This is a genomic window from Rhodocyclaceae bacterium (genome assembly GCA_020248265.1).
Classification (GTDB): Bacteria; Pseudomonadota; Gammaproteobacteria; order Burkholderiales; family CAIKXV01; genus CAIKXV01.
In genome coordinates, this window is the sequence record JADCHX010000011.1 from 55,401 (window position 1) to 68,396 (window position 12,996).

Genomic DNA, 12,996 nt, shown 5'->3' on the forward strand with positions numbered 1-12,996 from the left:
AGACTCCATCGACTGGCGTGTGGAATGTAGGACAGCATATCGCTACTCGTGGCAGGACGTACGCTGGGTCAATCGGCTACGCTATCGAAGGTCGCAAGTTGTTCCGCGCGCGGCCAGGGACAGCAAGGCCATTCCAATCATCCGGGGGGAGCCGCATGGACGCCACACGAGACCGCATGACCCGCACTCAGTTTCAGCCCGATGTTTCGCGCCGCCGCCTGCTCGGCGGCACGGCCGCGCTCGGCGCGCTGTCGGTGGCCGGCTGCGCAACGACCTCCACCGGCGGTGGCCTGCCTTCGCGCGGCGAGTGGCTGGTGCGTGGCGGCCATGTGATGACCATGGACCGAAAGGCGGGCGACCTGCCTGGTGCCGATGTGCATGTGCGCGACGGTGCGATCGTCGCGGTCGGCAACGGCCTGCAGGCGCCCGGCGCGCAGGTGATCGATGCGCGCGGCATGATCGTAATGCCGGGCATGGTCGAGACCCACTGGCACATCTGGAACACCATCCTGCGCAGCATGTCGGGTTCCGAGAAGAAGTACGGCTACTTTCCGACCGCGCTCGGTATCGGTCGGGTGTACGAAGCCTCCGACATGTACCACAGCGCGCGGCTCGCCAGTACCGAGGCCGTGTTCTCCGGCATCACGTTCGTTCATGACTGGTGCCACAACATCCGCACGCCGCAGCATGCGCGCGAGGCGCTGCGCGGGCTGCAGCAGTCGGGCCTGCGCGGGCGCTTCTCTTACGGGACGATGCAGGGCCATCCGGTGGATGCACCGATGGACATCGCCGACCTCGAACGGCTGCGTGCCGACTGGTCGCAGCAATCGAACGGCGGACTTCTGTCGCTGGGTGTCGCCTGGCGCGGGGTTTCCACCGGCGGCACCGGCCTGATCAAGGCCGAGGCCACGCGCGAGGATGTCGCTGCCGCGCGCCGGCTCGGGTTGCCGGTGTCGGTGCACCTGAACAATTCGCGTGCGCGCGCCGGCGGCATCGCGCAATTGGCGAAGGACGGTCTGCTCGGCGCCGACGTACAGGCGATCCACGCGGTCTGGGTGACGCCGGATGAAGTGAAGGCGCTGGCCGCGGCCGGGGCATCGGTGAGCATCTCGCCGTATACCGAGCTGCGCATCGGGTTCGGGGTGCCGCCGACCAGCCGATTCCTCGAGGCAGGCATCCCGCTGGGTCTTTCGGTGGACACCACCGCCCTGTCGGGTAATGCCGACATGTTCGGCATCATGAAGGTCACGCAGAACGCGGAGAACGCGCGCACCGAGAACGAGTTCCAGCTGCCAGCGCGCCGTGTGCTTGAACTGGCGACCATCGAGGGTGCGCGCTCGATGGGTATGGCCGATCGCATCGGTTCGCTGGTGCCAGGCAAGCGGGCTGACCTGATCATGGTCGACACGCGCGCAGTCAACCTGGGTGTATTCACCGATCCGGCGCACCTGCTGGTCGAGGCGGCGCAGCCGTCGAACGTCGACACGGTGATGGTCGACGGGCGCATCCTCAAGCGCGGCGGCCGACTGGTCGGCGTCGATGCGGGGCAGGTGGTGGACGAGGCACGGATTGCGCTTGCCGGGTTGCGCAAGCGGGCAAACTGGTGGTGATGCACTGATGATGGGCGGACGATGACTGCGATGGACCAGACCCTGCACTTGCCTGCGCGTGGATCCGCGATGCGGCTCCTGTTCGACCGCGCGCGGGCCGCGACGCGCGTGCAGCCTGCCTTGCGCGCGTGGGCGACACTGCTGCTGGCCGGGGCTGCCGTCATCGCGCTCGCGGCATGGTCCCCGGCGGCCGGCGCGACCGGGCTGCGGCTTGCGTTGTCTGGCGATGTCACGTCGCTCGACCCGCACTTCCTGAACGCCGCGCCGAACAATACCGTTGCGCGCCATGTGTTCGAGTCGCTGGTACAGGTCGATGCCGACGGCCAGTTGCAGCCGGCACTGGCTGAATCCTGGCGCGCGGTCGATCCGACCACCTGGGAGTTCCGGCTGCGCCGGGGCGTACGCTTCCACAACGGCCAGGAGATGACCGCCGAGGACGTGATGTTTTCGCTCGAACGGCCCGCGCTGCTGGTGAAGAGCCCCGGACCGTTCACGGCATTTACCCGCCCGGTGGTCGGCAGGGAGATCGTCGATCCATACACCATCCGGCTTCGCACCGCCACGCCCTACGGCCCGTTGCCGCTCGACTTGTCGAACGTGTTCATCGTGTCGCGCAAGGTCGCAGAAGCGGCTTCCAGCGACGATTTCAACACCGGCAAGGCGGTGATCGGCACCGGACCGTGGCGCTTCTCGAGTTGGCGCCGGGGCGATGCGGTCGAATTGCTGCGTAACGACCAGCACTGGGGCTTGAAGCCCGCGTTCGAGCGGGTGACGCTGCGCATCATCACCAGCGATCCGACCCGGATGGCAGCGCTGCTGTCGGGCGATGTCGACGCGATCGAGACCGTGCCCACCGCGGACATCGCGAAGCTGCGCGGCAATCCGAAGTTCCTGGTCGAGCAGCGCGCGTCCTGGCGCACGCTGTTCTTCCATCCCGACCATGCGCGCGACAAGTCGCCGTTCGTGTACGACAAGTCGGGAAGGCCGCTCGACAAGAACCCGCTGCGCGATGCACGGGTGCGCCAGGCGATCTCGATGGCGATCGACCGGCGCGCCCTGGTCGACAAGACGATGGAAGGGCTGGCCACGCCTGCCAGCAACATCGTCGCGTCGGGCATCCTGGGCAACAACCCGACGCTCAAGCCCGACGCCTACGACCCGGTAGCCGCGCGCAAGCTGCTCGTCGACGCGGGCTGGCCTGACGGGTTCGGCATGACCCTGCACGGCCCTAACGACCGCTACATCAACGACGAGCAGATCGTGCAGACCGTCGCGCAGATGCTCTCGCGCATCGGCATCGCGGTGAAGGTCGAGACGCAGCCGGTCGCGGTGTACTTCGCGCGTGCGCGCAAGCACGAGTTCAGCTTCGCGCTGCTCGGCTGGGGCTCGAACGCCGGCGACTTCGCCCTGCGTACGCTGGTCGGCACGCCCAATGCAGAGACCGGCTGGGGCACGTGGAACTGGGGTCGTTACAGCAATCCGAAGGTCGATGCCCTGGTGCAGTCGTCGCTCACCAACGTCGACCCGAAGAAGCGCGACGCGATCGCACGCGAGGCGATGGCGATCGCCATGCGCGACCACGCAGTGATCCCGCTGCACCACCAGTTCGCATCATGGGCGATGCGTCGAGGCGTGCGCTACACCGCCCGCCTCGACGAATTCACCTACGCCCACCAGTTCCGCATCGAGTAAATCCGGGTCAGACACGATTTATCGAAGCCCGCCTGCTGGCGGACGTTGGGGTCTGACCCCGGGGTCAGACCCCAGGGTCAGACCCCAGGGGGGCGGTCCGGTATCCCGCGCGGGTAGCGGACGAATCGTCCATGCCCCGATTCATCGGAACATCCAGGGATGGCTGGCGCGGTGGCGGGCTTCGAAGGCTTCGATCGCGGGCCGGTATTCCTGTGTGCGGGAGATGTCGTCGTAGCCGTTGAGCAGGCAGCGCTTGCGGATCGGGGAGATGTCGAAACGGTGCACGCCGCCCTGGCCGTCGGTGACGGTCTGGGTTTCCAGGTCGACCGCGAAGGTGATCCCGGGCGCTGCATGCAGCATGGCGCGCAGCGATGTGCAGGTCGCGATCGGCAATGCCACGGTGAGCAGGCCGTTCTTCGCGCAGTTGGCGTCGAAGATGTCGCCGAAGCTCGGTGCGATCACGCAGCGGATGCCGAACTCGTAGAGCGCGTAGACGGCGGTCTCGCGCGAAGAGCCACAGCCGAAATTGCTGTCGCCGACGATCAATTGCGCCTTGTCGTACGGCGGTCGGTTGAGCAGGAAATCCGTGCGCTTGCCGTCGGTGTCGTTGCGCTGGTCGTAGAACAGGATCTCGGCATACTTCGGCCCGCGCGGCACCTTGTTGAAGCGGGTCGGGCAGAGCTGGTTGGTGTCGACGTTGGCTTCGTCGATCGGGGCGGCGACGCCTTCGAGGGTGGTGAACGGTTGCATCAGTCTGTCCTCAGCCGATCAGGGTGCGTACGTCGGTCAGGCGGCCGTTGAGCGCGGCGGCGGCAGCCATCGCCGGGCTTGCGAGGTGGGTGCGCCCGCCTGGCCCCTGGCGGTTGCGGAAGTTGCGATTGGAGGTCGACACGCAGCGCTCGCCCGGCTCCAGCTGGTCGCCGTTGATCGCGGTGCACAGCGAGCAGCCCGGATCGCGCCATTCGAACCCGGCGTCGATGAAGATACGGTCGAGGCCCTCGGACTCGGCCTGCCGGCGCACCGTCTGCGAACCGGGTACGACCCAGGCAGGCACCTGCGCCTTGCCCAGCCGCGCGACTTCCGCGGCCGCGCGCAGGTCCTCGATGCGCGCATTGGTGCAGGAGCCGATGAACACCCGGTCGACCCGGATGTCCGACAGCGCCATGCCGGCCTGCAACCCCATGTACTCGATCGCGCTCGCCCATTCGCCGCGCTGCTTGTCGTTGCCCGCATGCGAAGGATCGGGCACCGCGGTGTCGATCGGCAGCGCATGCGCCGGCGACACGCCCCAGGTGACGGTCGGCGCGATCAGCGAGGCATCGAGCACGGCCTCGCGATCGAACGCGGCCCCCGCGTCGCTCGGCAGCGTACGCCAGAAGTCGAGGGCTCGCTCCCAGGCGGCACCCTTCGGCGAACACTCGCGCCCGTCGAGATAGGCGAAGGTGGTGTCGTCCGGCGCGACCATGCCGGCGCGGCCACCGGCCTCGATCGACATGTTGCAGACCGTCATGCGCGCTTCCATCGACAGCGCCTCTATCGCGCTGCCGGCGTACTCGATCGCGTGGTCTGTCGCGCCGTCCGCGCCGATGGTGGCGATGATCGCGAGGATCAGGTCCTTGGCCGACACACCGAAGCCGAGGCGGCCGTCGACCCGGATGCGCAGCGTCGAGGGCAGCGTCTGCCAAAGGGTCTGCGTGGCCATCACGTGCGCGAACTCGGACGCGCCTACGCCGTAGGCCAGGCAGCCGAACGCGCCATGCGTGGAGGTATGCGAGTCGTTGCCGATCAGCGCCAGCCCTGGCTGCACGATGCCCAGCTCGGGCGGCACGATATGCATGATGCCCTGTTGCGCATGGTCGATGCCGTACAGGTTGATGCCGTACTTGCGCGCGAAATCCTGCAATTGCACCACCATGTTGCGGATCTCGATGACCGGGATGCCGGCCAACCCCTTTGCCCGGCCGGTGGTCGGTACGTAGTGGTCGGTGAACGCATAGATCTGGTCGGGCCGCATCACCTGCCGACCCTGCGCCTCGAGCGCTACGAACGCGTGGTAGGTGTTTTCCTGCGCCAGTGCACGGTCGATGTAGAGCAGCGACTCGCCCTCGTCGGTCACGACATGGTGGTTGTCCCATAGCTTGCGGAACAGGGTGCGCGGCGCGGCTGCCATTGCTTTGCTCATCGTTCGGTGCCTCGGTTCATCACTCTGCCTTGATGCCGCTCTGCCGGACCAGCTGGCCCCAGCGTGCATACTCGGACCGGACGAATGCGGCGAACTCGTCGGGCGTGCTGCCAACCGTATCGGCGCCCTGGATCAGCAGCTTGTCGCGGAAGCCCGGCGCACGCAGTACCTTCGCGGTTTCGTCGGCGAAGCGCACCGCGATCTCGCGCGGCGTGCCGATCGGCGCGAAGATGCCGCTCCAGCCGCTGAACGAATAGCCTGCGATGCCGGCTTCGATCATCGTCGGCACTTCCGGCACGCTCGGGAAGCGCCTGGAGCCGGTCACCGCCAACGCACGCAGGCGGCCTGCAGCCACATGCGAGGTGACCGAAGGCAGCGTCGAGAACATGGTCGGTACATGGCCGCCGAGCAGGTCGGCAACGGCCGGCCCGCCGCCCTTGTAGGCGATGTGGATCATGTCGATCTTCGCCAGCTGCTTGAAAAGCTCGCCGGACAGATGGGTGCCGGAACCGTAACCGGACGAGGCGAAGCTCAGTTCGCCGCGCCGCTTGGCCGCCAGCGCGACCAGTTCCTTCACCGAGCGCACCGGCATCGATGGCGTCACTACCAGGATGTTCGGTGCATCGACGACCTGGGTGACTGCCATCACGTCGCGCAGTGGATCGGCTGGCGGGTTCGCCGTCATGTGCGGCCCGACGGTGAAGGTGACCGTATGCGCGAGCAGGGTATGTCCGTCCGGAGCCGACTTGGCGACTACCTCGGTGCCGATCGCACCCGCCGCACCGCCGCGGTTCTCCACCACTACCGTCTGCCTGAAGGCTTCGGTGAGCCCGGGCGCGATCGCCCGCGCGGCGAAGTCGGAGATGCCCCCGGGCGGGAACGCGACGATGATGCGCACCGGCTTGGAAGGCCAGCCCTGTGCGCTCGCTGGCGTGGTGGCGGCGGCGCCGCCGAACAGGACTGCGGCGCTCCCCGCGACAACAGCCGCGCGCGCAGCGCAGCATCGGCCCATCTTCTGCATGCTTCTCCTCCTGGATGAGCCCGTTCAGCCTATCGAGGCCGAATCGAGGCGATAACGTTCGAGCTTCGTCGGATCGACATCCACGCCCAGGCCGGGCGCCTCGCTGACCGGCAACACGCCTCTCGAGAGATCGAGCTTGTCCACCACGATGTCGTCGCGTGTCTTCAGCGGTCCGACGCACTCCACGCCTTCGATCACGTTGAGCGAGGTCGAGGCGACGATGATCTCGGCCATGGTGTTGATGCCCAGCCCGAAGCCGTGCCCAATTACGCAGCGTACACCGGCAGCCTCGGCTGTGGCGATCATCCGGCGGGTGCCGAGCAGGCCCCCCTGCTTCATCACCTTCACCTTCACGATGTCGGCCGCCTCGGCGCGCAGGATGCCGATCAGGCTGGCGTGGTCGAGCACCGATTCGTCGGCCATCAGTGGTACGCCCACGACCTGCGCATGGCGGCGGATGCGGGTCATCGCCGGCAGGTCGTTCCAGGCGACGGGCTGCTCGACCAGTTGCAGGCGTGCGTGCGCGGTGCCGGCGATGAAGGCGATCGCGTCGGCTTCGGAGAATCCTTCGTTCGCATCGGCGCGAATCGCGAAGTCTGCTCCGACCGCCTCGCGCACCGCGAGCACCCGGTCGATGTCGGTCTTCACCTCGCCGCCGACCTTCACCTTGCACGAGCGGAAGCCCTTCGCCTGCCAGCCGGCGGCCTGGCGCCCGGCCTCTTCGGGCGCCAGCATGCCGACCCAGGCGTTGAAACGGATTTCGCGTACCACCGCGCCGCCGAGCAGGGTCGCCATGCTGATGCCGGCGCGGCGCGCGGTGAGGTCCAGGCAGGCCATCTCGAGCGCGGCCTTGGCATCGAAGAACGCAGGGTCGATGGCGTCGAGCGTGGCCATCATCGCGTGGATGTTGTCCGCAGGCGCGCCGATCATCGCCGGCGCGAAGTGGTCGCGCAGCATCCGGAAGTGGTCGGCGACCGACTCCTTCGAGTAGCCCGGCGACGGATCGATGTTGCCGATCCCGGTCGCACCATCCACGTCGCGCACCACGACGACGACGCTGCGCTGGATGTCCTTCACGCTGTGCGCGGTCTTGAACGCCTCGATGAGCGGTACGCCGACCAGGTTGATCTCGATGGACTGGATGCTCATGGTTCGCTCCGCGTTGTCACTGGGCCTGCAGGCCGATCGACTTCACCAGCGCTGCGTAGCGCTCGAAGTCCTTGCGCATGCGACCCGCCAGTTCCTCCGGTCCGCCCACCCAGGGCGCGACGCCCTGAGTCTCGAGCGCGCGTCGCACCTCCGGGTCCTTCACCGCGCGCATGAGTTCCGTGGCCAGCCGGTCGACGATCGGGCGTGGCATGTTCGCGGGCCCGAGCATCGCGATCCATGGATTCATCTCGAAGCCTGGCAGGCCTGCCGATTCGGCCAGCGGCGGCACGTCTGGCATCGTCGACTGGCGGGTGAGAGTAGAGACACCCAGTGCCTTCAGCCGGTTCGCCTTCACCTGTCCGATCGCATTGGGCAGCGTAGCGGTCGAGGCGAAGGTTTCGCCGCCGAGCAGCGAAGCCATCGACTGCGGGCCACCCCGGTAGGGCACATGCATCAGCCGGATCTGAGCCGCGGTGGCGAATGCCTCCATGCCGAAGTGCGGCGAACTGCCGTTGCCCGAAGAGGCATAGCTGATCTGCCCTGGCTGCGAGCGGGCGAGCGCGATGAAGTCGCGTGCGGTCTTCACCGGCAGCGACGGATGCACCACAAGGACCCACGGCTGGCCGGACACGAAGCCGATCGGCGTGAAGTCTTCGAACGTACGGTAGGACAGCGTCTTGTAGGTGCTGGCGTTCGAGACATGGGTGGCCGAATGCACCATCAGGGTGTAGCCGTCGGCAGGCGCACGCGCCACCACCTCGGCGCCGATGGTGCCGGCGGCACCGGCGCGGTTCTCGATCACCATCGGCACGCCGAGCGCTTCGCTCATCTTCTGCGCGACCGGGCGCGCGGCCGCGTCGTTCGATCCGCCGCCGGGCCAGGGCACGATCACCCGGATCGGCTTTGCCGGCCAGGTCTGGGCGGTAGCTGGCAGCGTGTGCAGCGACAGGCCGGCGAGCGCTGCGAGCGCGACGGCCGACGCGATTGCGTAGTGTTTCATGCGCGATGCTTTCCGACGAAATCCCAGTCGACCCCGGCGCCCCAGCCCGGGCCCTGCGGGATGTCCACCATCCCGTCGCGCATCTGCATGCGCTGCCTGTACAGCCCGTAGGACAGCGGGTTGCGGTCCGAACTGCCCATCGTCTCGACGCCGAACGACGCGGTGCGGAACGCTGCGACCAGGTGCGAGTGGATCTCCGGTGCCAGGTGCGGCGCGATCGACACGCCATGCTGTTCGGCCAGGTGGGCGATACGCACCGCTTCGGTCATGCCGCCGGCGCGGGTGGCGTCGAACTGCACGTAGCGGATGCCGCCATGCTCGATGAAATCGCGCACCGTGTGCCGGGTGAGTTCGCGCTCGCCATGGCCGATCGGGATGTGCGTCGAGCGCGCGAGTACCGCGAAGTCGGTCGGGCTCAGGTGCCAGTGCAGCGGCTCCTCCAGCCAGAAAATGTCGAACGGCTCGACCGCATGCGCGAAGCGGATGCAGTCTTCCAGGGAGAACGCAGCGTTCATGTCGAGCATCAGCAGCACGTCGGAGCCGATCGCGGCACGCGTGGCGCGGATGCGTTCGACTTCATCGGCGATCGTCAGGCCACCGGTCTTCAGCTTGACGGCCCGGTAGCCGGCCTCGACATAACCCGCCAATTCATGCGCGCAGGCATCGAGCGGTGCACCTTCGCGATAGAAGCCGCCAGTGGCATAGCTGCGCACCGGTGTACCGCTGCCGCCGAGCAGGCGCCACACCGGCAGTCCGGCCGCCTTGCCGCGGATATCCCATAGCGCCAGGTCGATGCCGCCGATCGCGGCCATCACGTTCGCGCGCGCCGAGCGACCGAGCGGGGCAGGCAGGCCGTCCTTCGCGAACATGCCGCGGGGGCGTGGCGAGGTCAGCGAGAACAGGAACTCCCAGTTGTCGGTGGTGGCCAGGGCATCGCGCCCTTCGAGCAGCGCGGCGAAGCGGGCGACCCAGTCGCACACGGCGGGCATCGGCGTCGCATGGATCTCGGCGGTGCCGACCAGCCCGTCGTCGGTGCGCACCTCGACGACGATCAGGTGTGCCTTCTGGTGGCATTCATGTGCCGTGTAGAGGGTCTCCGCCAGCGGCACCGACAACGGGTGCGTGCGGATCTCTGCGATACGCGTCAATTGGAGCTCCTCGACTGTTCCGCGTCTTCAAATCCGGCGCGCACCCTCCGAGGGACGGTCGCACAGGCGGGGCCGGCAGCCCCTCTGGTTGCAATGGTCGCATGGACGCGCGTGTGCTGCCGGGCGGTGGACCCGACCCTCAGCCGTCGTCCCCATGTACGACCGGGCGCTGCCTCCATGCCCTCCGGTCGCGTACGAAGCCCCTGCCGGGGGTCCGGCCGGCGCCTCAGGCGGACGGCCGCTCGGCCTTGATCGTCGTGCGCAGCAGCAGCCGGCGCTCGTTCGCATCGAACGCATTGCGCTTGTGCATCGTGCAGCGGTTGTCCCACATCACCAGGTCGCCGAGCTGCCATTCCTGGAACCAGCAGTACGGCACCTGGACCGCGTGCGCCCACAGGCGGTCGAGCAGTGCCTCGCTGTCCTCGAGCGACAGGCCCATCACGTAGCCGTTCGGCCGGCGACCGAGGAACAGCGCGCGGCGGCCGGTCTCGGGATGCCGGATCACGATCGGGTGGAGGGCGCCCGGTGCCTCGCGCGGGTCGGTGACCTTCTGGAAGCCCTTGCGCAGTTCGCCCGCGCTGTTATGGCTGGCGTCGTGCTTGATCTGCCGGCCTTCGATCGCGGCCTTCAGGTCTGCGGGCAGCGTCTCGTACGCGGCATACATGTCGATGAAGCCGGTCTCGCCGCCCTTCGACGGCAGTTCGACCGAGTACAGCAGCGCGGCCGATGGAGTGATCTCCTGGTACGACATGTCGGTGTGCCACACCGCTTCGCCGTAGCCGAGGCTGCCGATCACTTCGCCGGCGACCTTGATGTTCGACATCACCGCGAGTTCCGGGTAACCCTCGATCCAGTTCTTGCCGCGGATGTTGATCGGCGCCTTGTCGAGGGTGCCGAATCGGCGGCTGAACGCGAGCAGGTCGTCCTTGGTAAGGTCCTGGCCACGGAAACGCAGCACCTTGTGCTCGAGCCATGCATCGCGGATGGCTTCGACCGTGGCGTCGGACAGTGCAGTCGACAGGTCGGGGCCGACGATGTCGGCGCCGATGCCCTTTCCGGTGGGTACGACCTGAACCGTTACGTCCGGGACGAAGCCGCTGGCGGTCGAGGCGGCGGTCTGCAGCGTGGTGGGCGGGTTCATGTCGGCATCCTCTGTCGGTATCGGTACGCGGGCATTGTATTGTCGATTATCAATAATCTGCAAGGTCGTCGTCCCTGCCGGAGGCCGGCTAGAATCGGTGCCATGGCAGCCCGAACGAACCTGAAGCATGCGCCCGCCCAACCGGTCGCCGGCCTCGGTTCGACCATGCCCGACCGCATCGCACGGGCGCTCGCCGCGCGCATCATCGAGGGCGGGCTCTCGCCCGGCCAGCGGCTGGTCGAGGCGAACATTGCCGCCGAGTTCGGCGTCAGCCATGGCCCGGTGCGCGACGCGCTGCGGGCGCTGGAGCGGCAGGGGCTGGTGACCATCGCGCCCTACCGCGGCGCGGTCGTGCGCGAAGTGTCGGTACGCGAGGTGACCGAGCTTTACCAGGTGCGTGCGGCTCTGGTGGGCCTGCGCGCCCGCTGGATCGCCGAGGACGGCGGGCACCGGCAGTTCGCGCAGGCACTCAAGCCGGCGGTCGCGCAGCTGCGCGCGATGGTACGCGGCAACGAGCTGGCGGACGGCTATGTCGATGCCGCGCTGGCGGTGAACTCGGCGTTCACCGGTTCGGTGGCCAACCCCTGGCTGCGTTCGATGCTCGAGTCGCTGTCGATGCAGACCGCGCGCTACACCCGTCTTGGCCTGCAGGACGCGAAGCGGCGCCGCGATTCGGCGGCCGCCTGGCATGGACTGATTCAGGCGATCGGCGCCGGCGATGGCGACGCCGCCGAGCGCATCGCGCGCGAGAACTCGCTCGCGCTGCGCGATGCCGCGATCAGGGCGCTGAAGGGACGCCCGGCCGAGGCGGGGAAGAAGTCCGCCCCCCGGAAGCCGCGCGAGCCATGATCACTCGGGCTGGATGCCCGCCGCGCGGATCGTCTTGCCCATCCGCTCGAAGCCCTGGCGGGTCGCGCGGCGCAGTTCCTCCGGCGTCGAGCCGACCGGCTCCAGGCCCAGCGCGGTCAGCTTCTCGCGCACGTCTGCATCGGCCATCGCCTTCGCCGCTTCGGCTGCCAGGCGGTCGATCACCGCCTTGGGCGTGCCGCGCGGCATGTACAGCCCGGCCCAGGTGACGAACTCGAAGCCGGGCAGGCCGGACTCAGAGGCAGTGGGCACGTTCGGGATCTGCGGGAACCGCTTCGATCCACCGACCGCCAGCGCGCGCACCTTGCCCGCCTGGATCTGCGACAGCACGATCGACAGCGCGGTGAACATCGTCGGCACATGGCCGCTGACCACGTCCGACGCAGCCTGGGTCGCTCCCTTGTAGGGCACGTGGTTCATCTTCACGCCGGCCTGCAGTGAGAAAAGCTCCATCGCGATGTGCTGCGGGCTGCCGACGCCGCCCGACGCGTAATCCATCTTGCCCGGGTTGGCCTTCGCCAGCGCGATCAGGTCCTTCACCGACTTCACAGGCAGGCTCGGGTTCGCGATCAGCACCCATGTGATGTTCGCCAGCAGGCTGACCGGTTCGAAACTCTCGAGCGTGTCGTAGTTGACCTTCTTGCGCAGGTGCGGCGTCATGTTCAGCGTGCCGTCGTTCGCGCCGAAGATCGTGTAGCCATCGGCCGGCGCGCGTGCCGCGCGTTCCGCGCCGATCACGCCGGCGGCGCCGGGCATGTTCTCGAGCACGATCGGCTGCTTCATGTTGTCGCTCATCCGCTGCGCGACGATGCGCAGGATGGCGTCGGCGCCGCTGCCGGCCTGCACCGGCACGATCATGGTGATCGCCCGGCTCGGATAGGCCTGGGCATGTACGACTGCCGTGAACGGCAGGGCTGCGAGGGTAGCGGCTAGCAGGGCACCGCCTAAGCGGTTCGGGATCAGGGACGACATGGGCGGAGTGCCTCTGTTGGTGAGAAGTTAGCCTGGGGGTCAGGTCTATTCAGCCTGCAGCCTTGGGGTCAGGTCTTGACTTTTGCAGCCTGCGGAGCCTGCAGCAGGAGCCTGGGGGTCAGGTCTTGACTTTTGCATCTTCAATGCAAAAGTCAAGACCTGACCCCCAGGCGAAAGTCAAGACCTGACCCTCAGGCGATGACCCCCGGGCGAT

General features: G+C 67.8%; 11 protein-coding genes. 3 read left to right on the forward strand and 8 right to left on the reverse strand.

Features of this window, described 5'->3' with window-relative positions; translation table 11 throughout:
- The first annotated feature begins 176 nt into the window (after positions 1-176).
- On the forward strand, positions 177-1,610 hold the full coding sequence (locus tag ING98_11175) for an amidohydrolase family protein (GenBank protein MCA3102428.1): 1,434 nt from the start codon (positions 177-179) through the stop codon (positions 1,608-1,610).
- 69 nt (positions 1,611-1,679) lie between these two features.
- Positions 1,680-3,302 (forward strand): ABC transporter substrate-binding protein, encoded by a 1,623-nt coding sequence (locus ING98_11180; protein MCA3102429.1) that lies wholly within the window; start codon positions 1,680-1,682, stop codon positions 3,300-3,302.
- 141 nt (positions 3,303-3,443) lie between these two features.
- On the opposite strand, the gene leuD is transcribed toward ING98_11180, so the two are convergent.
- From leuD to ING98_11215, 7 genes are all read right to left on the reverse strand, one after another.
- Positions 3,444-4,052 carry a 3-isopropylmalate dehydratase small subunit gene (gene leuD / locus ING98_11185; protein ID MCA3102430.1) on the reverse strand — a complete coding sequence of 203 codons (609 nt, stop codon included), beginning with the start codon at positions 4,050-4,052 and terminating at the stop codon, positions 3,444-3,446.
- A gap of 10 nt (positions 4,053-4,062) precedes the next feature.
- Positions 4,063-5,472, reverse strand: a complete 1,410-nt coding sequence (gene leuC / locus ING98_11190) for a 3-isopropylmalate dehydratase large subunit (GenBank protein ID MCA3102431.1) — start codon at positions 5,470-5,472, stop codon at positions 4,063-4,065.
- Between the two features lie 31 nt (positions 5,473-5,503).
- A complete protein-coding gene (locus ING98_11195) occupies positions 5,504-6,505 on the reverse strand; it encodes a tripartite tricarboxylate transporter substrate binding protein (protein MCA3102432.1) in 1,002 nt (333 codons plus the stop codon).
- A gap of 24 nt (positions 6,506-6,529) precedes the next feature.
- Positions 6,530-7,654 carry a hypothetical protein gene (locus ING98_11200; protein ID MCA3102433.1) on the reverse strand — a complete coding sequence of 375 codons (1,125 nt, stop codon included), beginning with the start codon at positions 7,652-7,654 and terminating at the stop codon, positions 6,530-6,532.
- 16 nt (positions 7,655-7,670) lie between these two features.
- Positions 7,671-8,654 (reverse strand): tripartite tricarboxylate transporter substrate binding protein, encoded by a 984-nt coding sequence (locus tag ING98_11205; protein MCA3102434.1) that lies wholly within the window; start codon positions 8,652-8,654, stop codon positions 7,671-7,673.
- Positions 8,651-9,802, reverse strand: coding sequence for a mandelate racemase/muconate lactonizing enzyme family protein (locus ING98_11210; GenBank protein ID MCA3102435.1), 1,152 nt, complete (start codon positions 9,800-9,802; stop codon positions 8,651-8,653). Before ING98_11210 ends, ING98_11205 begins: the two co-directional genes overlap by 4 nt.
- A gap of 226 nt (positions 9,803-10,028) precedes the next feature.
- Entirely contained in the window at positions 10,029-10,943 is a 915-nt protein-coding gene (locus ING98_11215; protein ID MCA3102436.1) for a TauD/TfdA family dioxygenase, read from the reverse strand.
- Between the two features lie 102 nt (positions 10,944-11,045).
- Here ING98_11215 and ING98_11220 point away from each other — a divergent pair, with 102 nt between their 5' ends.
- On the forward strand, positions 11,046-11,792 hold the full coding sequence (locus ING98_11220) for a GntR family transcriptional regulator (protein MCA3102437.1): 747 nt from the start codon (positions 11,046-11,048) through the stop codon (positions 11,790-11,792).
- On the opposite strand, the gene ING98_11225 is transcribed toward ING98_11220, so the two are convergent.
- The gene (locus tag ING98_11225; GenBank protein ID MCA3102438.1) at positions 11,793-12,782 is read right to left on the reverse strand and encodes a tripartite tricarboxylate transporter substrate binding protein; all 990 of its coding nucleotides are present in this window, start codon (positions 12,780-12,782) and stop codon (positions 11,793-11,795) included.
- Positions 12,783-12,996: the final 214 nt, after the last annotated feature.

What these genes read in the sequence shown, in the direction of transcription:
- ING98_11175 (MCA3102428.1), top strand. Translation starts at nt 177, where the DNA reads ATGACCCGCACTCAGTTTCAGCCCGATGTTTCGCGCCGCCGCCTGCTC.
- ING98_11180 (MCA3102429.1), top strand. Translation starts at nt 1,680, where the DNA reads ATGCGGCTCCTGTTCGACCGCGCGCGGGCCGCGACGCGCGTGCAGCCT.
- leuD (MCA3102430.1), bottom strand. Translation starts at nt 4,052, where the DNA reads ATGCAACCGTTCACCACCCTCGAAGGCGTCGCCGCCCCGATCGACGAA.
- leuC (MCA3102431.1), bottom strand. Translation starts at nt 5,472, where the DNA reads ATGGCAGCCGCGCCGCGCACCCTGTTCCGCAAGCTATGGGACAACCAC.
- ING98_11195 (MCA3102432.1), bottom strand. Translation starts at nt 6,505, where the DNA reads ATGCAGAAGATGGGCCGATGCTGCGCTGCGCGCGCGGCTGTTGTCGCG.
- ING98_11200 (MCA3102433.1), bottom strand. Translation starts at nt 7,654, where the DNA reads ATGAGCATCCAGTCCATCGAGATCAACCTGGTCGGCGTACCGCTCATC.
- ING98_11205 (MCA3102434.1), bottom strand. Translation starts at nt 8,654, where the DNA reads ATGAAACACTACGCAATCGCGTCGGCCGTCGCGCTCGCAGCGCTCGCC.
- ING98_11215 (MCA3102436.1), bottom strand. Translation starts at nt 10,943, where the DNA reads ATGAACCCGCCCACCACGCTGCAGACCGCCGCCTCGACCGCCAGCGGC.
- ING98_11220 (MCA3102437.1), top strand. Translation starts at nt 11,046, where the DNA reads ATGGCAGCCCGAACGAACCTGAAGCATGCGCCCGCCCAACCGGTCGCC.
- ING98_11225 (MCA3102438.1), bottom strand. Translation starts at nt 12,782, where the DNA reads ATGTCGTCCCTGATCCCGAACCGCTTAGGCGGTGCCCTGCTAGCCGCT.